Annotated in this window: 16 protein-coding genes; 7 read left to right on the top strand and 9 right to left on the bottom strand. The window is 61.9% G+C overall.

Annotation, left to right across the window (positions count from 1 at the left end; translation table 11 throughout):
• Positions 1-76 precede the first annotated feature (76 nt).
• The 5 genes from QMG25_RS10075 to QMG25_RS10055 all read right to left on the bottom strand — a co-directional run bounded on the left by QMG25_RS10075 (position 77) and on the right by QMG25_RS10055 (position 4,418).
• A complete protein-coding gene (locus tag QMG25_RS10075) occupies positions 77-376 on the bottom strand; it encodes a hypothetical protein (protein WP_283459868.1) in 300 nt (99 codons plus the stop codon).
• Between the two features lie 5 nt (positions 377-381).
• Positions 382-618 carry a hypothetical protein gene (locus QMG25_RS10070; RefSeq protein WP_283459866.1) on the bottom strand — a complete coding sequence of 79 codons (237 nt, stop codon included), beginning with the start codon at positions 616-618 and terminating at the stop codon, positions 382-384.
• A gap of 82 nt (positions 619-700) precedes the next feature.
• Positions 701-1,423, bottom strand: coding sequence for an FAD-dependent oxidoreductase (locus tag QMG25_RS10065; RefSeq protein WP_283459864.1), 723 nt, complete (start codon positions 1,421-1,423; stop codon positions 701-703).
• Between the two features lie 27 nt (positions 1,424-1,450).
• Positions 1,451-2,539 (bottom strand): transaldolase, encoded by a 1,089-nt coding sequence (gene tal, locus QMG25_RS10060; RefSeq protein WP_283459862.1) that lies wholly within the window; start codon positions 2,537-2,539, stop codon positions 1,451-1,453.
• Positions 2,540-2,555: 16 nt separating this feature from the next.
• Positions 2,556-4,418 (bottom strand): transketolase, encoded by a 1,863-nt coding sequence (locus tag QMG25_RS10055; protein ID WP_283459859.1) that lies wholly within the window; start codon positions 4,416-4,418, stop codon positions 2,556-2,558.
• A gap of 396 nt (positions 4,419-4,814) precedes the next feature.
• Here QMG25_RS10055 and QMG25_RS10050 point away from each other — a divergent pair, with 396 nt between their 5' ends.
• From QMG25_RS10050 to QMG25_RS10040, 3 genes are all read left to right on the top strand, one after another.
• Entirely contained in the window at positions 4,815-6,218 is a 1,404-nt protein-coding gene (locus tag QMG25_RS10050) for a sugar porter family MFS transporter (RefSeq protein WP_283459857.1), read from the top strand.
• A gap of 92 nt (positions 6,219-6,310) precedes the next feature.
• Positions 6,311-8,146 (top strand): molybdopterin-dependent oxidoreductase, encoded by a 1,836-nt coding sequence (locus tag QMG25_RS10045; protein WP_283459856.1) that lies wholly within the window; start codon positions 6,311-6,313, stop codon positions 8,144-8,146.
• A gap of 38 nt (positions 8,147-8,184) precedes the next feature.
• Positions 8,185-9,444 (top strand): NAD(P)/FAD-dependent oxidoreductase, encoded by a 1,260-nt coding sequence (locus tag QMG25_RS10040; RefSeq protein ID WP_283459854.1) that lies wholly within the window; start codon positions 8,185-8,187, stop codon positions 9,442-9,444.
• Here the strand turns inward: QMG25_RS10040 and QMG25_RS10035 are convergent.
• Positions 9,438-10,562, bottom strand: coding sequence for an NAD(P)-dependent oxidoreductase (locus tag QMG25_RS10035; protein ID WP_283459852.1), 1,125 nt, complete (start codon positions 10,560-10,562; stop codon positions 9,438-9,440). The genes QMG25_RS10040 and QMG25_RS10035 overlap by 7 nt on opposite strands.
• A gap of 198 nt (positions 10,563-10,760) precedes the next feature.
• On the opposite strand from QMG25_RS10035, the gene QMG25_RS10030 reads away from it, so the two are divergent.
• Positions 10,761-11,255 (top strand): VOC family protein, encoded by a 495-nt coding sequence (locus QMG25_RS10030; protein WP_283459849.1) that lies wholly within the window; start codon positions 10,761-10,763, stop codon positions 11,253-11,255.
• 206 nt (positions 11,256-11,461) lie between these two features.
• On the opposite strand, the gene QMG25_RS10025 is transcribed toward QMG25_RS10030, so the two are convergent.
• The 3 genes from QMG25_RS10025 to QMG25_RS10015 all read right to left on the bottom strand — a co-directional run bounded on the left by QMG25_RS10025 (position 11,462) and on the right by QMG25_RS10015 (position 13,743).
• Complete coding sequence (locus QMG25_RS10025) at positions 11,462-11,995, bottom strand: universal stress protein (protein WP_502866380.1); 534 nt, start codon at positions 11,993-11,995, stop codon at positions 11,462-11,464.
• 150 nt (positions 11,996-12,145) lie between these two features.
• Positions 12,146-12,682 carry a universal stress protein gene (locus QMG25_RS10020; RefSeq protein ID WP_283459847.1) on the bottom strand — a complete coding sequence of 179 codons (537 nt, stop codon included), beginning with the start codon at positions 12,680-12,682 and terminating at the stop codon, positions 12,146-12,148.
• 482 nt (positions 12,683-13,164) lie between these two features.
• Positions 13,165-13,743, bottom strand: a complete 579-nt coding sequence (locus QMG25_RS10015) for a class I SAM-dependent methyltransferase (protein ID WP_283459845.1) — start codon at positions 13,741-13,743, stop codon at positions 13,165-13,167.
• Positions 13,744-14,709: 966 nt separating this feature from the next.
• Here QMG25_RS10015 and QMG25_RS10010 point away from each other — a divergent pair.
• Genes QMG25_RS10010 through QMG25_RS10000 form a run of 3 tightly spaced genes read left to right on the top strand, consistent with a single transcriptional unit; the run spans position 14,710 to position 18,115 of the window.
• Complete coding sequence (locus QMG25_RS10010) at positions 14,710-15,429, top strand: succinate dehydrogenase cytochrome b subunit (RefSeq protein WP_283459843.1); 720 nt, start codon at positions 14,710-14,712, stop codon at positions 15,427-15,429.
• Positions 15,429-17,369: a fumarate reductase/succinate dehydrogenase flavoprotein subunit gene (locus QMG25_RS10005; RefSeq protein WP_502866379.1), complete on the top strand. Its 1,941-nt coding sequence runs from the start codon at positions 15,429-15,431 to the stop codon at positions 17,367-17,369. Before QMG25_RS10010 ends, QMG25_RS10005 begins: the two co-directional genes overlap by 1 nt.
• Complete coding sequence (locus QMG25_RS10000) at positions 17,366-18,115, top strand: succinate dehydrogenase/fumarate reductase iron-sulfur subunit (RefSeq protein ID WP_283459839.1); 750 nt, start codon at positions 17,366-17,368, stop codon at positions 18,113-18,115. Before QMG25_RS10005 ends, QMG25_RS10000 begins: the two co-directional genes overlap by 4 nt.
• Positions 18,116-18,125: the final 10 nt, after the last annotated feature.

Genomic DNA, 18,125 nt, shown 5'->3' with positions numbered 1-18,125 from the left:
CTCCCAACCAAGTGTTCGGAGCGCAAGGTGCGCGCTTTTCACTAGGACGGAGGCACCGGCAGGGACATCAAAAACCTCACCGTCGAATTGGCCCGGCAGAGGGCACTTCAGTGCCGAATTCGTAGCGAGCAACGCTCATCTGGCGACCGAGTCCCACGGTAACGGCGCGAAGGGTCATCAGGGCCAAGGCCCAGCGCGTGCTGTGGGGCAGGTAAACCACCTCGAGCTTCCCGTCAGCGGGAATCCTGGAGTCGCTCACCGTCCCGTATTCTGCCATTCGGTGGATGTTGGCCAGAATCAGGGTGTCGAACCGGGCACGGGCCCCGTCCGGCTGCTCGATCTCAGAGGACTGCAGCCCGGGAAGTGTTCTTGCCACACCCATCAGTTCACGCACCCGTCCCCTCCCACCAATTTCAACAGGTCCATGCGGCGGATTTGCCCGGTGACGATCCCGTCGACGACGGACACTATCAGCACCGGCAACCCGAGCGGGCCTTCTCCTCCAGATTGGGAAGGCGCGGACCACTGTGCAGCCGTCCTCGCCAGCTCACGCCCGTGCGACTCGAAGACCACCACTATCCTGGAGAATCGAGCCTTGCCAACCATCTGCCATGTCATGGTTCCGTCCTGGAAAAATGAAGTAAAACTGCCCGGCGCCACACGGTGGCAAGAAACGTGAGTGCGTCCGGACATCCTACTTTTAGTAACCGGTGAATTCTTCGGTGCGGATGTCGTCGTCGTCGACGCCTGCACTGTTCAGGAGGCTGCGCATGGCCGTCACCATGCCTGCAGGCCCGCAAAGATAGTAGATCGGCGCGGCCAGGCCCTCGATGTGCCTGGCCAGCATGGCTTGGTCGATGTACCCGGTTTCCCCGGTCCAGCCATGTCGAGACTTTTCAGGCTCGGTCATGGTGGCCACGACGGTGATATTGGCTTCGCCGTCGGCGACGCGTCCCAGTTCGTCCAGAAACGCCGCATCCTCCGGGCGCTTGTTGGAGTAGAACACAATAATCCTGTGTCCGGTCTTGTCATGGACCGACTGCAAGATGATGCTGCGCACGGGCGTGATTCCAATTCCCCCGGTCAAAAAAACAGCGGGCCTGTCCACCTTGTTGTGCAGGGTGAAGGATCCGTAGGGAGCGTCCAGCTCCACCTCCGTCCCGATCGGCAGGTCCTTGAGAACCCGCTTGAATGCCGTGTCGCGCATGCGGGTTGTGCACATCAGATTGGGCTCGCACGGGGCGCTGGAGAGGGTGAATCCGCGGGTGTTTCCCTCCGCATCGGTGTCCGTCGGGTCGATCAGCGTGTAGTCGGCGAATTGACCGGCCTTGTACGTAAAGCCTTCCGGCTTTTCAAATTGGAACAGCATGGTCCCTTCAGCTGCTGCTTCCTTTTTCACGAGCTTGGTTCTTGGCAGTGACATGGTGAATTCCGTTCCGATGATGGTGTTCTACTGGCCACTGGCGGCCAGTTTGTCGCCCTTGCCTCCGATGCTGGCCAGCAGGTTCCTCCACGAGGCGTCAAAGGATTCCGTTCCTTCACGCTGGAGTTGCCCGGCCAGCTCGTCATGATCGATGCCGACCTCGGCGAAAGACGCCAAGGCCTGCTTTGCGGCCCCAGCTTTGGCCGCTGCCAGGTCGCCCACCACTCCGTGGTCTCCGAAGGCAGAAAGCGTCGCCTCCGGCATGGTGTTGACGGTGAAGGGTGCGGCCAATGCCTGAACGTACAAAATATCCGGCGCATCCGGGTTCTTCGTGGAGGTGCTGGCCCAGAGCAGGCGTTGCGGCCTGGCGCCCTCGTTGGCCAACCTGCCCCAGCGCGGCGAATCAAGCAACGTCCGGTAGGCCTTGTAGGCAAGCGTTGACACGGCGATGCCCAAACGGTCTTCAAGATGGCCCGGGACCCTGCCGTCGACAGCCTTGTCCCACCGGCTGACGAACAGCGAAGCAACCGAGGGGACAACGGGGTTCAACCCGGCGGCCACCCGCCGCTCGATGCCGCGAAGATACGCCTCGGCGGCCTTCTGATATTGCCCGGCAGAGAACAGCAGCGTCACGTTGATGGGGACACCGGCAAAGATGCATTCCTCGATGGCTGGCAGGCCCTCGTCCGTCCCGGGGATCTTGATGAAAATATTCGGTCGCGCCGACCTGGCGTGCAGCGCCTTGGCTTGCTCAACGGTGGCATCCGTATCGCGGGCCAGCAGCGGGGAGACTTCAAGGGAGACCCAACCGTCCACCCCGTCGGTGCGCGCATGAATCGGCGCGAAAAGATCCGCGGCCCGCCGCAAGTCGGCCAGCGCGAGAGCGAAGAAGACCTCCTCATCTTTCTTCCCGGCACGTTTGCCGGCGGCTATGTCATCGTCATAGTCGGCACCAGCGCCGATGGCCTTGTCAAAAATGGTCGGATTGGACGTCAACCCGGTGATCGAGTCCTCGGCAATATAGCGCTCAAGCGTGCCGGAATCGAGCAGGTTCCGGGTGATGTTGTCCACCCAGAGGCTCTGGCCGAACTCGTGAAGCTGTTGTGTGGGTTTCATCGTATTTTCTTCTCTGTCAGTGCCCGGCCAGTTCGCGCGCGGCCGCCACAATGTGTCGGCAGGATATGCCCGCGGCGTCAAGGAGCTCGGCCGGCTTGCCGGAGCCGGGCAGGCCCTGCACTGCGAGGTGTGCAACATGCAGTGCAGGCACGGAGGCATTGGCCAGCGCTTCGAGCACGGCGCTGCCCAGTCCCCCTTCGGGATAGTGGTCCTCCACCACCACCAGGCGGCTGCCGGTGACCCGGCAGGCTTCAACCAGGGCAGCCTTGTCGATGGGCTTGACCGAGTAGGCGTCGATGACCCGGGCCTTGACGCCCAGCTTCCCGAGTTCCTCGGCCGCGGCCAGGCACTCGTGCAGCGTCACACCGGCCCCGATCAGCGCCACCTGGTCCTCGGTTCCGGCATGGTGGACCTTTGAGCCACCGATCGGGAACGTCTCCCCCGCCGGGTAGATCACCGGGTAGGCGCCCCTTGTGGTGCGCAGGTACACAATTCCGTCGGTGTCTGCCATGGTCAGGGTGAGCCGGGCGGCACAGGCGGCGTCGGCTGGGTAGAGGACAACGGAACCGTGCACTGCACGCAGGGACGCAAGGTCTTCCAACGCCATCTGGGACGGTCCGTCCTCCCCGATCTCAACTCCGGCGTGGGACCCCACCAAGCGAATGTTGACTTCCGAGATCCCGGCCATGCGGATGAAGTCGAAAGCGCGGGAGAAAAACACGGCGAAAGTGGAAGCAAAGGGGACGTAGCCGCGCACCGCGAAGCCCACGGCCGATGCGACGAGCTGCTGTTCGGCGATGAACATTTCAAAGTACCGTTCCGGGCACACCTTCTGAAATTCTTCAGCGTGCGTGGAGTTCCCAACTTCCCCGTCAAGGACAACAACTTCGGGGCGGGCCGCCAGAGCGGCGATGGCTGCACCGAAGGCCACCCGGGTGGCCACCTTCTCGCCGAGTTCATAGCTGGGAAGAACGACGTCGGCACCCGGGTTGGCCTTGCTGGCCGGGTCCGCCGTGCCCGGGCTGGGCGAAGCAGTGGTGATCCGCAAGTTGGTGGGTCCGCCCAACGCTGAGATGGCCCGTTCCGCCATCTCGGGAGGGAGGGCCTTTCCGTGCCAGCCGTTCTTGTCTTCCAGCTCCGGCACGCCCTTGGCCTTGACGGTCTTCGCCAGGATTACCGTGGGCATATCGATGCTGTCGCGGGCCTGGCCCAGGGCCGCGTCGATGGCAACCAGGTCGTGGCCGTCCACGACGATGGGCCGGGCACCAAATGCTTCCACCCGGGCGGCATACCGCTGCACGTCCCATTGGAGTTCGGTGGGGCCGCGCTGGCCCAGCCTGTTGATGTCCACAATTGCGCTCAGGTTCCCCAGCTTGTAATAGCCGGCCTTGTCCAGGGCCTCCCAGATGGAGCCTTCGGCAGTCTCGCTGTCACCGCACAAAACCCACACATGGTAAGGCAATTTGTCCAGGTATTTGCCAGCCAAGGCGATCCCGACGGCATCGGGCAGGCCCTGACCCAGGGAACCCGTGGCCACATCAACCCACGGCAGTGCCGGGGTGGGGTGCCCCTCCAGACGCGCGCCCAGCCTGCGGTACGTGTTGATGAGCTCTTCCTCGTCGACCACCCCGACGGCCCGGTACATGGAGTAAAGCAGCGGGGACGCGTGGCCCTTGGAGAAGACCAAGTGATCATTGTCCGGGGAATCGGGCTTCTCCCAGTCATAGCGCAGATGCTCAGTCAGCAGGACGGCCATCAAGTCTGCCGCCGACAAGGACGAGGTGGGATGTCCGGAGCCGGCGCTGGTGCTGCACCGGATGGAATCCACACGCAATTGCACGGCCAGTCTCCGGGCAAGGTCAAACTGATCTTCATTCATGGTGGCTCTCCTGCCAAAGAGGTAATTTTGGGAAACTTCCCTGGACGTAAAAGGTCCATGGGCATAAAAGACAGGGAGCTGCAGGGTCCAGGCGGCACCTATACCCAAGCTACACCCGCGGGCACCCACCGGCCAGAGCCCGGAGCACGGCCAAACAGCGTCCCGCCGGTGCTGTTGCGGCGATTGCTGCAGCACCTGCTGCCCCTGTTGCCTTCCTGGGCAAAGTGGTACATTTCCCCCAAGGTTGCCGAGCTGCAAGGCAGCTGGAGGCCACAGCCCAAGCACCGGCCCTGCTGCGCTATTGACCACCCAAGAGGGCCAGGATCGCGGTGCACCGTGGGAACAAGTCCAGCAGGGAAAGCGGCCCCAAGCCCCGGGGCTGAAGGCAATCCCCACATGGGAAAAATCATCATCATCACCATCGCGGCCGCATTGGGCGGTCTGTTGTTTGGTTTCGACACCTCCGTCATCAACGGAGCGGTCAATTCGATCCAGTCGGACTTCAATCTAGGCTCCGCAGCAGTGGGGATCACCGTCGCCATCACGCTGATCGGGTGTGCCGTCGGCGCTTGGTTCGCCGGCCAGCTTGCCGATGTTTGGGGCCGCAAGCCCGTCATGGTTTTGGCAGCATGCTTGTTTGTTGCCAGTTCGATCGGCTCGGGGTATGCCTTCGCCATTTGGGACCTGATGTCGTGGAGGTTCATTGGCGGGCTGGCCATTGGCATCGCCTCGGTCATAGCACCCGCCTACATCGGTGAGATGGCCCCTGCACGGATGCGCGGCGCACTCAGCTCGCTCCAGCAATTGGCCATCACACTGGGCATCTTCCTGGCGCTGCTTTCCGACGCCGGCCTGGCAAGGGTTGCCGGCGGCGCCGGCAACGAGCTGTGGTGGGGCATGCCTGCCTGGCGGTGGATGCTGCTGGTCGGGGTCATTCCCGCCGTCGTCTACGGCCTGGTCTCCTTGACGATTCCCGAGTCGCCGCACTTCCTCATCCGCAAGGGTCGGAGCAAGGATGCGCTGGCCGTTATCCGCCGTGTTGCCAATCCGGCGAATCCGGACCAGCGTCTGAAGGACATTCAGGAGAGCCTGGAAAACGAACGGCGTTCCACCTACCGTGATTTGCGCGGCCCCGCACTCGGTCTGCAACCCATTTTGTGGATTGGCATCGGCATGGCTGCCTTTCAACAGCTGGTGGGCATCAATGCGATCTTCTATTACTCCACCACGTTGTGGCAGTCGGTGGGTTTCAGCCAGGAAGACTCGTTCACAACATCCGTCATCACCGCCACCATCAATGTGCTGCTCACGTTCGTTGCCATCTTCTTCGTCGACAAGGTTGGGCGCAAGCGCCTGTTGCTGGTTGGTTCCGCCGGCATGTTTGTGGGACTGATAGCGGCCGCAATCTCCTTCTCCCAGGCCACGGGTTCAGGGGACTCACTCACGCTCGCTGCGCCGTGGGGACCGATCGCGTTGGTCGGCGCCAATCTGTTCGTCATCTTCTTTGCCGCCACGTGGGGGCCGGTGATGTGGGTGGTCTTGGGGGAGGTTTTTCCGAACAAGATTCGTGGCCTTGCCTTGGGAATCGCGACAGCTTTCAACTGGATCTTCAATTTCATCGTGACACTGCTCTTTCCGATCATGAGCGCCGCCGTCGGCCTTGGCTTCGTGTATGCCGGGTTCGCGTTCTTCGCCGTCCTGTCGTTCTGGTTCGTCAAGGCCCTGCTTCCTGAGGTCAGCGGGCTGGAACTTGAGGACAAGAACAAACTGATCCGCCACAAACCATCGACGAAAACATAGCGTCCGCAAACACTGGGCCGGATCGAGCCACCGGCCACGGTGCACCGCACAAGCCCTAGCCGTTCCGGGTCTGTGAGGATACGCTCGATTTTATGGAACCTCCCCCAGGCCCTCATCCGGAACTCCCACCAGAAACGTCATCCTTCTCTCCGGAGGATGCGCACGCTCAGCTGCCGCCACCGGCAGCCGATGAGGGGCCGCACGCCTATAAGAGCTTCCAGTCGGAGCTGACGCACAAGGACGACGACGTCATCGACGCTGAGTGGGCCGGCTCGATTCCGGCACAGTACGGGGTCGCTCCCCGGGTGCGGATCGGTGCCGGCAAATGGTTCAACCTGCTCTGGCTGATTCCCATCGGTTTCGTGCTGCTTGTCATCGGGATCGCGGTGGCGAAGGGCATCCGCGGGCTCCCGGGGGTGCAGGCCTTCATGACGGCGTACCCCGGGACATCAAGCCTTCCCGAAGGTGCACCTGTGGGTTTCCCGGCATGGCTGGGCTGGCAGCACTTCCTGAACCTGTTTTTCATGATTTTCATCATCCGATCCGGCTGGCAGATCCTCGCCGACCACCCCCGGTTGTACTGGACTCGTCACAGCACCCCGGGGCGAAACTGGTTCCGGATGCAGAAACCAGTACCCTCCGATCCGCTGTACACCGCCAAGCAGGACTCCATCACCCTGCCCTCCGGTATCGGCTTGCCGGGCAGGCGCCACACCATCGGGCTGGCGCGTTGGTGGCACCTGGGCATCGACACGCTGTGGCTGCTCAACGGCCTGGTGTTCTATGTCCTGCTTTTTTCCACCGGGCAGTGGCTGCGCCTTGTCCCGCTGCACTGGGATGTCATCCCCAATTCCATCTCGGTCGCGCTCCAATATCTTTCGCTGAACTGGCCTGTGGAAACCGGCTGGACCAACTACAACAGCCTGCAGCTCATCGCGTACTTCATCACGGTCTTCGTCGCCGCCCCGCTGGCCCTAATCACAGGACTTGGAATGTCACCGGCACTTTCCACCAAATTCAGGTGGATCAGCAGCATTTTCAGCATTCAGGTGGCCCGGTCGCTGCACTTTTTGGTCATGTGCTGGTTTGTGTTCTTCATCGTCATCCACGTCACGCTGGTCCTGACGACGGGCGCGCTGCGCAACCTCAATCACATGTACGCCTCACAGGACAACGAATCCTGGACAGGGTTCTGGATCTTCGCCGCGTCCATGGTGGTCGTCATTGTCGGATGGGTGGCAGCCACCCCGCTAACGTACCGCTACCCGCGGAAGGTCCAGCGGATCGGGTACGCCCTGATTGGCCCCGCACAACGATTGTTTGAGCATATTGATTCCAAGCCGGGCCAGTACACGGAGAAGGACATCTCCCCGTACTTCTGGCACAACGGCAAATATCCCGAATCCCGGGAGTACGCAGATCTGCGGGACGGAAACTTTGCCAACTACCACCTGCAAATCAGCGGGCTGGTGGAGAACCCGGTGGACCTGGACCTGATGCAGTTGCGTGCCCTCCCCATGCATGAGCAGATCACCCAGCACTTCTGCATCCAGGGCTGGTCGGGGGTCGCCAAATGGGGCGGCGTCTCCATGGCGACCATCCTGGATCTCGTCAAGCCGGCACCGGAGGCGAAATGGGTGATCTTCTATTCCTTTGCCGAAGGATCGGACGAGGGAACGTACTACGATGCCCAACCCATCGAGCAGATGCATTATGGGCTGACAATGCTCGCATTCGACATGAACGATCAGGCCCTCTCCTACGGCCACGGCGCGCCGCTGCGGCTGCGCAACGAGGTGCAGCTCGGGTTCAAAATGGTCAAGTGGATCAAGGGCATCGAATTCGTCGAGGATTTCTCCGGAGTCGGCGGCGGCCAAGGCGGCTACAACAACGACCACGAGTTCTTTGGCTACAGCCAATCCATCTAAATGAATCACCGCTGAGTGGGGACAAGAGAAGAGGGGACATGGGGACACGGGAGACTTTCGCGATTGTTGGCGCCGGGCTGGCGGGGGCAAAAGCCGCCGAGGCACTGCGCGGAGAGGGCTTTACCGGACGCGTGGTGCTGATGGGGGAGGAACCCGAACGGCCCTATGAGCGGCCGCCGCTCTCCAAGGACTATCTGCAAGGCAAGTCTGAAAAAGAAAAGATCTATGTTCACCCCAAGGACTGGTATGCAGAGCACGACGTCGAACTACGCACCAGCACAAAGGTAACGGCCATTGAGCGTGCGGGCCATCGAGTCAGTTTGGCTGTCGGGGAACCAGTGGGTTACGACAAGCTGCTCATCGCTACCGGTGCGTCACCGCGGCTGTTGCCCGTACCCGGCGCCGACCCGCATCGCGTATATTACCTGCGGCGGATTGAGGATTGCATGCAGCTCAAGTTCGCTTTTACAACCGCGTCGCGTGTGGTGATCATCGGTGCCGGGTGGATTGGACTGGAAGTCGCCGCTGCCGCCCGGGCCGCCGGTCTTGAGGTGATAGTGCTCGAGCGCGGCGAGGTGCCGCTGCTGCACGTGCTGGGTGCCGAGGCAGCTGAACTGTTCGCGGACTTGCACCGCGCCCACGGGGTGGACCTGCGCTTGGGTGTCCAGGTCCGGAAAGTCTTGGGTGATGATCCGCGCCGGGCGGCAGGGCTGGAACTCTCCGATGGGTCGCGCATCGCTGCTGATCTGGTCGTGGTCGGCGTCGGCGCCGTACCCAACACTTCATTGGCCGAGGCTGCCGGCCTGGTCCTGGACAATGGAATCGTGGTGGATGAGCACCTGCGCACTTCAGATCCAGATGTCTACGCCGCAGGGGATGTCGCCAACGCTTTCCACCCCCTGCTAGGCAAACACCTCCGCATTGAGCACTGGTTCAACGCAATGAGCCAGCCGGCTGTGGCAGCCCGGTCCATGCTGGGCATGGATGCATCCTATGACGAAGTGCCGTACTTCTACAGCGACCAGTTCGAGTTGGGAATGGAGTACTCCGGCTACGTGGCACCGGGAGACTGCGACAAGGTTCTCTTTCGTGGGGACAGGGAAAAACTGGAATGCATTGTCTTTTGGCTCAAAGACCGCAAGGTGTTGGCTGGGATGAACATCAACGTCTGGGACCAGACCGAGACCATCAAGGCGTTGGTGCGCTGCGGCCGCCGTGTCGACACGACGGACCTTGCGAACACCGACACCGAGTTGGCAGACGTCCTGGCCGCCGCACAACACCCGCACACTCAGTAGTTCAAGGGCGTCCCGAGCAAGTCAACAAGTTCATCCCCGGCCAAGTACTTGCGGAGATTTTTCGTAAACACGGCTATCAGTCGTTCGTTCCCGTAGCGGGAAAAGGCGGCAGCAGGGGGACCGATGAAGACGTTGGACAAGGACCGGAGCGCGCTCCCGGATGACAATGTTTTAGCCGCAGACGCATCCAGAACGGCTGCTGCCGGCTGGCCGTGTTCCAGGCCCTTGACCAGCGCGTGCTCGTCAATGACAGCCCCGTGCCCAATGTTCACCAATACCGAATCGGCACGCATCCGGCTCATCGCACCGGCACCGATCATGCCCCTGGTCTTCTCCGTTAGAGGCGAGGCCAACACAAGCGCATGGGAGACCGGGAGCAGGTCCCCCAAAAACCGTGCGGGTCGCAGCTGGTCCACGTTCGGCGCCTGCCCGTTCCCTGTCCGGGTGACAGCCAGCACATGCATTCCGAACGCCTTGCCCAGCCGGGCAACTTCGGCGCCCGTCGGGCCGAGTCCCACAACAAGTAGGCTCTGCCCGGCAAGCTCAGCCATTTCAGGCTGCGCCGAGTGCCCAAGGGAAGGGTAGCCCAGCGGCGGAAGTCCCTGGGTAAAAGCGAGCAAGGCAAACATTGCGAATGCCGCCCGCTGGCCGGCAAGGATGCTTTCGAACCCGGTAATCTGTAACCGGTCTCGTTCTTTGGCGCTCAACCCGGCGGCCCCCACCCGGCTGGCCGCATCACCCACCGTTGCCTGTACCCAGCGCAGCCCGGTGTTGTTGCGCACCAAGTCCGCCAAGCCCTCCGGGGTGTTTTGGGGCCAACCCAGGACGACCTCTGCCTCGGCCAACGTTTTCTTCCAGTGGAATTCATGGTCCAGGGTCTGGTGAGATCCGCCGATCCCGCTCCCGGGCCTGGGGAAGCCCGCCGCAGGCAACAGTTGCGGTTCATAGCGCACATCAAGGCGGTCATCGACCGCCTTGATGGCGGCCACCCATCTCGGTTCGATGGCCGCAGCAACTGCCACAACGATCCGTCTGCTGTCCACCATTTTCCTATCCGTGGTCACCACTTCAGCGTAGATGAAGGCGACCATGCGGTCGAGGGGCCGGGTCGCGGTCAAGGGCGGGGTGCGACGCCGGAGTGAACACCGCTGTCTCTTCCCGTGACTTCATGCCGATGGCCGTCCTCCCTTGCCAGCTGATCATCCGAGACGCGACAACTGGCCCCTTTACGTCGCCCGGACTGGGCAATAGCCTGAGAAGGTCCACCATGGGCTCCATGGTGGGAATTGCGTTGACAGAAAAAGGAATCTTTCCAGATGAATGCAGAGAATTCGGGAAAGCCGGGCAAGTCCCGGGAGAGCGTCCCAGGTGAACGGGTTCCTTCGGGTCAGGTTGGAGGCCATCCCCTGCAACTGGCCTCGGCCGTGATGTTTGTGTCTGAACTCGACCGCTCCGTGGCCTTCTACCGGGAGTTTTTGGGATGGGATGTCACTGTCCACAATGAATCCGTGGCGTTGCTGGTCAGCACGGACGGATACCAGCTGTACTTGCGCACCAGGGGAACCCGGGCGCAGCATCCGCTAGGGCAAATCGGTCTCCAATACCTCATCTGGACGGCCCGGGATGAGGAAGACCTGGACCGCTGCGAGCAGATCCTGCGGAAGTTCTCCACCCAGGTGACCCGCCAAACAATCGATGGTTTCACTCTGGTGGAGGGACAGGGGCCGGACCGTGTTCCGGTAATGGTGACCTATCCAGGGCCGGACAAGGCACCACGGCATGAAATCGTGCAACGAATTTACGGATGGTAGGCAAGATCTCGACGACACAGCCGCCTGAGCAAAGTGTCCCCGGTCCACTCTTGTGTTTCGCCCTCGTCCAGGCTCCGACCAAACCCGACTCCGACAAGGTCCACGGTACGGTTGCCCAATCTGGTTCTAGGTGTTGTGCCGAAACCCTGCAGAATGCCGGCGCGTTGACCACGGGTGTCCTTGTGAGCCTGTTGAAGTGGCAATGATCATGGCCGGGCTCTCAAGTCGGTGGACACTGGGATGACAATCACCGGGCAGGCGGCGTGGGCCACCACATGCTGGCTCACCGAACCCAGCAACGCCCCGACGAATCCGCCATGGCCATGGGAACCCACCACCACCATGGCAGCACCCACCGCACTGAACACCAGAATCTGTGCTGGATCGCCCTCAAGTGCCTCGCAGCTGATCTTCACATCTTTTCCCGCCACTGCGGCCTTCCCGTAGCCGCTCACCTGTGTCAGCGCGGCGTCGGCCAATTGTTGCGCCGATTCCCCCGATGGCCCCTTCCGCGGGGACCAGTCGTTCGGAGACGGGTAGAACTGGGGAGGCTGCCAGGCCAGAACCGCGTGAATGGGAGCCCCACGCAGCATTGCCTCAGCCACGGCCCACGTCAAGGCCGCCATTGATCCTTCCGAGCCATCGACCCCGACCACGATCCTCCCAGTCCTCACCGGGGTGCCGGAACACGCGCTGGATCCGATTGCGTCCGGTTTACTTGCAGGCTGGTCTTCACTCATCGTGGCAGTTCCTTTCACACATTTTTTTCTTGGTCCAACATTCCATCCTTCGACAGCTGCAGCCCTCAGGTCCTGGGGCCACCGGATCCACGCCCCCGGCCCTGCCGTGGTTCTCGTGCCTGAGAGCAATGAGTCGTCCCCGATATTAGCTCAGGGGTTGTCTTCGGCCCGGTTCCACTGGGAATCCGGGATGATGACCACCGGGCAACGCGCGTGGGCCACCACATGTTGACTTACCGAGCCCAGCAGCGCGCCGACGAATCCGCCATGGCCGCGGGAACCCACCACCAGCATGGCCGCGTCCTCGCTGGCACGAATGAGAACCGCCGCGGGGTGTCCTTCAACGGCTTCCCACGTGACCGCTGCACGCTCTTTCGCGTTTACCTCGGTTCCGAGCCGGGCAAGTTCGGACGCAGCAGCATCAGCCAGTATTGCTCCCGCGTCAGCGGAAGGGTCCATGCCCAGCACCATACTGTTGCCGGCACCGTCATACCTGGGCTGCTGCCACGCCATCACGAGATGGATGTCGGCCCCGTGCAGTTGTGCTTCGGCCACCGCCCAATGCAGCGCGGCCAGTGATCTTTCGGAACCGTCCACCCCCACCACAAGAACTTGCCGGTGTGCAAGTTCCGCACCCTGGTTCTCGTTATTTTTGACCGCCTCAGGTGTGTTTGCCTTCGTAGTCATGGTTCGCTTCCTTCCAAAAGGTTATTCCAGCGTGGGCATCTCCGGGCCGTTGTCGGTGGAGCAAGCCAACGAAGACGGTCACCCCGCTGACGTCGTCAGCCTTGCAGACAGTCATCAGTGTCAGCCTCCCGGATGGGGCAGGTTCACGCGAGTTCTCCAGGGCCCACACGCGAGCGTCGGCCCGGATGTTGCTCTTGCAACCTCCGTTAAATTTAGCGAACTTGGCGGGGTCATGGTCGTACCACTTGCGTAGTTCCGTTGACGGGCGAGACCTCTTTGGACCAGGCGTACCGGAACGCCGCCCCCTTTGACATCGCCCAGCCTCCTCGCTGACGGCGCGCACGTATAGAGTGCTTGCCGTGGAACCGTGAAGCCTGAAAACCTCGACTCGGCGCCAACCGTGTGCCATTGGGTCTATTATGCTCCCACAGGGAGTCCGGGCTGAATTAGCAGCACCAAATTGTCGTTTTTCCACGCAGCCATCACGAGCGAGCAATTACCGTCAGAATGTGCAGGTGCTTAGCACCGAACGGTGTGTCCGCGGGTCCCTCGGTCTCGGTTATTTCAAAAATCTCGAACCCATGGAGAAGAAGTTCGATCCCCTCCCTACTGTGAAAGTTCATGTCGGAACGACCAAACCACGAGTCATTCAATCCGAAGAAGTCACCAACGAACCAACCGGACGGTCGAATGGACGCACGAATGGCACTCCACAGACTGGGGAATACCGCCTCCGCGCAGAAGGGCAACGACCGGCCAGCATACGTCAGATCATTGCGGGGCAGTGCATGGAGCTCTTCGAATTCAATGCGGATGGGTGTGATGCGCGCAGCATCCAACTGTGTCAAGCCGGCGACAGTTCTCGTTTGGGTGTCTGGGGCACTGTCGAAGGAATGTACACGCCAGCCGTTGACGGCGAGAAACCGGGATTCGGTACCGTCCCCGCTACCCAGGTCCACAGCTACCCCGGGGGGCGTCTGCCCGCGCAGTTCAAGTACTCGAGGAACCAGCGCCCGCACATCGCGACCCGGGGAGCCGTCGATAAAATTTGTCCAGTCCACCCCTCAATTCTAGCCATGAGGTGTGGAGTATCAGCGGGAGCACGATTGCAGTCCACACGTGCTTGGTCTTGGTAACCGAAAGCCATTCGAGCAGTTGTCGGCGTTGAAGGCGGCACCGTCTGAATGGGATCCCACGATCCAAATATTGTCCATGCGTCCTGTTTGGTCCGTATCTGATGGTCGTTGCGTAATGGCAATTCAGCATTTGTCACCGGTTCCCGCAGGCCTGTCCTCGACAGGACACACCCGCCTCTGAGCTGCATATTGCAAGCACTCGCTGCTGAACGTTCCGTATGCCCCGTACGGTGTGTCGGACACATGCGGGAAGGGATTTCGAGCCAGTGTGGGTACCTGAAATGACTATCTTCGTGTTGCCTTGGTGCTGGCCGTGGCCTGTTGGATCCAGGGCAGCCCAAGCAACGACGGGGCACGGAAATGGGTGCTGAATTTCCGCCAATGCTTGAGCTGCCCATTTGGTGGTTTGTTTTTGCTGGATCCATTCACGGTGGGCGTGAGCGCATATCGGCGCCGGGGCAGGGTTTCCGCAGGGCTGCCGGGCAATCACCCGCGCCCGCTGCAACACCAGCACCGCGTCATAGCCGTAGCCGCGCGCACGTGGCTTCCGCTTCAGCTCCCAGTCCGGCCCGCGCCGGATCAGCGCGTTGTGGAGTTGGCGGCGGGCATAGGCCCGGGCCCAGCCGATCTCGGACATCAGGCGAGTCAGCACCTCACTCTTGCCCTGCATTGAAGCCCAGGAATATTCAGCAGTTTCTTAGTTCGTGAGTCCCCTGCGCGCAGACTTTCATCAATCCATAACCCGTGCCTCCAGCACGCCAAGGGTGCCCGGCAGTGATCAGAGGTTTCATGAGCATTTCGCAGATGCGGCACGCGCCCCGTTTCGCGAGCACTTTGGCTAAGTCTCATCGCATGCTGGCGTGTTGGCTGGGCCGGGCTTATGGTTGGCACATGGGAACGGGCCAGCTGAGAAGTGTACGCTCCACCGCGGTGCGGTCATCGGTGATGTTGCATGCTGCGATGGCGGTCACCGGGCTGATCATGATCCTTTTCCTGCTGGCCCACATGTACGGCAATCTGAAGGTCTTCGAGGGCCAACAGGGGTTTGACGGGTACGCTGCGTACTTGCGGGAGATCGGTCAACCCCTGCTGCCGCACGCCGGAGCGTTGTGGATACTGCGGGTGATTCTGCTGGCCAGCGTCCTGCTCCATATCTTTTCGGCGTTCGTCCTCTGGCACCGCTCGCGCCATGCCACGGCAGGCAAGGGCGGATGGAGATACGAGACCACCAGGAACCGCCGCGGCGTCCAACGAAGCTATGCCTCGTTCACGATGCGCTGGGGCGGGGTGGTCATCGGGCTTTTCGTGATCTACCACCTCCTGCACCTGTCGGTGAATGCCATTGCCCCCGGCGGCGCCTCGGCAAGCCCGTACCAAAGAATGGTCAACGGCTTCGAAATCTGGTGGGTGGTGCTCTCCTACGTGATCGCCCTGATCGCCCTCGGTTTCCATTTGCGCCACGGGATCTGGAGCGCCTTTGCCTCCTTGGGCGCCAACAAATCAGTGGCAGGGCGACGCTTCCTCAACCAGCTGGCCACCATTGTTGCGCTGTTGATTCTGGTGGGCTTCTTGGTTCCACCGTTGGTGATCTTTGCAGGATGGGTGAGCTGATGGAGCAATTGTTCACGGTGGGAGAACCGATTCAAGATGCGAAGGCTCCCGCCGGCCCTCTCCAAGACCAGTGGGAGGCCCGCCGTTTTGGTGCCAAGCTGATCAACCCTGCCAACCGGCGCAAGCTCTCCGTCATCATGGTCGGCACCGGGCTGGCAGGCGCCTCGGCGGCAGCAACCTTGGGCGAGGCCGGCTACCACGTCAAGAGCTTCTGCTACCAGGACAGCCCCCGGCGTGCCCACAGCATTGCAGCCCAAGGTGGGATCAATGCAGCCAAAAACTATCGCAATGACGGCGACAGCATCCGCCGTCTCTTCTACGACACCGTCAAGGGCGGCGACTACCGGTCCAGGGAGTCCAACGTCTACCGGCTCGCAGAGGTCAGTTCATCGATCATCGACCAGTGCGTTGCCCAAGGGGTGCCCTTCGCCCGCGACTACGGCGGGCTGCTTGACACGCGATCCTTTGGCGGGGTTCAGGTGTCCAGGACGTTCTATGCCCGCGGCCAGACGGGCCAACAGCTGCTGCTTGGCGCCTATCAGGCCCTCGAACGCCAGGTCAACGCCGGAACCGTGGAAGTAAACACCCGGCACGAGATGCTCGAACTCATCGTCATCAACGGCAAGGCGAGGGGCGTTGTGGTTCGGGATTTGGTGTCCGGAACGCTGGAGACTCACCTGGCCGACGCCGTCGTGCTTGCCACCGGAGGCTACTCCAATGTCTATTACCTCTCCACCAATGCCATGGGGTGCAACACCAGTGCCACGTGGAGGGCACACCGCAAGGGCGCATTGTTCGCCAATCCGTGTTTTACGCAGATTCACCCGACGTGCATTCCGGTAAGCGGCGAACACCAGTCAAAGTTGACGCTGATGAGCGAATCGTTGCGCAATGACGGGCGCATCTGGGTGCCGGTGAAGGCCGGGGACACCCGTGCACCCGGGGACATTCCCGCCGCCGAGCGGGATTACTACCTCGAGCGCCAATATCCGGCCTTCGGCAACCTCGTCCCCCGGGATGTCGCCTCGCGTGCTGCCAAGAACCAGTGCGACTCCGGCCATGGGGTGGGACCGGGCGGGCGTGGTGTGTACCTCGACTTGGCGGACGCCATCGCCCGGCTGGGCAGGGACGCGATCGAGGAGAAATACGGCAACCTCCTGGACATGTACCAAAAGATCACCGACGAGGACCCGTACCGCGTGCCGATGCGCATCTACCCGGCCGTGCACTACACGATGGGTGGGTTGTGGGTCGACTACGATTTGGAGAGCTCCATCCCCGGGTTGTTCGTCATCGGCGAGGCCAACTACTCCGACCACGGCGCCAACAGGCTCGGCGCCAGCGCGCTGATGCAGGGCTTGGCTGACGGCTACTTCATTCTGCCCAACACCATCAACGACTACTTGGCCAAAAACCCGGTAGCCGCCGCCGACTCTTCCCACCCGGAGGCAGTGAAAGCGCTGGACACGGTCCGCGGACGCCTCGAGCGCTTCCTCTCCATCAACGGCAGCAGGACCGTTGATTCGTTCCACAAGGAGCTTGGGGCCATCGTGTGGGAGTACTGCGGGATGGAACGCAACGCCGAGGGCCTTGAGCATGCCGTTGGTCTGATCCGCGCGCTCAAGGAAGAGTTTTGGACGGACGTCAAGGTCACGGGTGTGAACGAGGAGCTGAACCAGACCCTGGAAAGGGCCGGCCGCGTTGGCGACTTCTTCGAACTGGCCGAGCTCATGTGCATCGATGCACTTCACCGGGCGGAATCCTGCGGCAGCCACTTCCGCACGGAAAGCCAAACGGACGACGGCGAGGCGTTGCGGGACGACGCTGAGTTCGCCTACGTCGCAGCGTGGGAATTCACCGGCGAGGACTCCCCTCCACGGCTGCGCAAGGAGAACCTGGAGTACCACAACGTCGAGCTGGCCCAGAGGAGCTACAAATGAACATCACCGTGCGCATCTGGCGCCAACACGACCGAGCCGCAGCCGGCCGGATGGTCAGTTACGGCGTGGACGGGATCTCACCGGACATGTCCTTTTTGGAAATGCTCGACGTCCTCAACGACCAGCTCACCGCCGTCGGGGATGATCCCGTCGCCTTTGACCACGACTGCCGCGAAGGCATCTGCGGCATGTGCAGCCTTGTCATCAACGGCATCGCCCACGGCCCCGAGGCTCTCACCACCACCTGCCAGCTGTACATGCGCCACTTCAACGACGGCGACACCATCGACGTCGAGCCCTGGCGTTCCCAAGCCTTCCCCATCCTCCGGGACCTCGTGGTGGATCGAAGCGCCATGGACAGGATCATCCAGGCGGGCGGCTACATCAGCGCCCCGACAGGATCGGCGCCGGATGCCGCGGCAACACTCGTGCCCAAGAAAGACGCCGACCGCGCCTTCGACGCCGCCGTCTGCATCGGCTGCGGAGCGTGCATCGCCGCCTGCCCCAATGGCTCGGGGATGCTCTTCACCGGTGCCAAGGCAAACCACCTGGGCGTTCTCCCACAAGGCCAGACAGAACGCCACGAGCGGGCACTGGCCATGGTCAACCAGCACGATGCCGAGGGCTTCGGCGGTTGCACGCAGATCGGCGAATGCACGGCCGTTTGCCCTGTCGGAATCCCGCTGGACATGATCTCATTCCTCAACGCCGACGTGCTATCCGCATTGCCCCGCAAGCAGGACTAAAACACACCGC

Source organism: Arthrobacter sp. H35-D1, from assembly GCF_030063185.1.
Lineage (GTDB): Bacteria > Actinomycetota > Actinomycetes > Actinomycetales > Micrococcaceae > Specibacter.
The sequence above is the reverse complement of the archived record's forward strand: the minus strand, read 5'-3'. Positions and strand labels throughout refer to the sequence as shown.

Excerpts from the sequence above, each read along its gene's own strand:
- QMG25_RS10070 (WP_283459866.1), bottom strand. The coding sequence starts at position 618 with ATGACATGGCAGATGGTTGGCAAGGCTCGATTCTCCAGGATAGTGGTG.
- QMG25_RS10065 (WP_283459864.1), bottom strand. The coding sequence starts at position 1,423 with ATGTCACTGCCAAGAACCAAGCTCGTGAAAAAGGAAGCAGCAGCTGAA.
- tal (WP_283459862.1), bottom strand. The coding sequence starts at position 2,539 with ATGAAACCCACACAACAGCTTCACGAGTTCGGCCAGAGCCTCTGGGTG.
- QMG25_RS10055 (WP_283459859.1), bottom strand. The coding sequence starts at position 4,418 with ATGAATGAAGATCAGTTTGACCTTGCCCGGAGACTGGCCGTGCAATTG.
- QMG25_RS10050 (WP_283459857.1), top strand. The coding sequence starts at position 4,815 with ATGGGAAAAATCATCATCATCACCATCGCGGCCGCATTGGGCGGTCTG.
- QMG25_RS10045 (WP_283459856.1), top strand. The coding sequence starts at position 6,311 with ATGGAACCTCCCCCAGGCCCTCATCCGGAACTCCCACCAGAAACGTCA.
- QMG25_RS10040 (WP_283459854.1), top strand. The coding sequence starts at position 8,185 with ATGGGGACACGGGAGACTTTCGCGATTGTTGGCGCCGGGCTGGCGGGG.
- QMG25_RS10030 (WP_283459849.1), top strand. The coding sequence starts at position 10,761 with ATGAATGCAGAGAATTCGGGAAAGCCGGGCAAGTCCCGGGAGAGCGTC.
- QMG25_RS10025 (WP_502866380.1), bottom strand. The coding sequence starts at position 11,995 with ATGAGTGAAGACCAGCCTGCAAGTAAACCGGACGCAATCGGATCCAGC.
- QMG25_RS10020 (WP_283459847.1), bottom strand. The coding sequence starts at position 12,682 with ATGACTACGAAGGCAAACACACCTGAGGCGGTCAAAAATAACGAGAAC.
- QMG25_RS10010 (WP_283459843.1), top strand. The coding sequence starts at position 14,710 with ATGGGAACGGGCCAGCTGAGAAGTGTACGCTCCACCGCGGTGCGGTCA.
- QMG25_RS10005 (WP_502866379.1), top strand. The coding sequence starts at position 15,429 with ATGGAGCAATTGTTCACGGTGGGAGAACCGATTCAAGATGCGAAGGCT.
- QMG25_RS10000 (WP_283459839.1), top strand. The coding sequence starts at position 17,366 with ATGAACATCACCGTGCGCATCTGGCGCCAACACGACCGAGCCGCAGCC.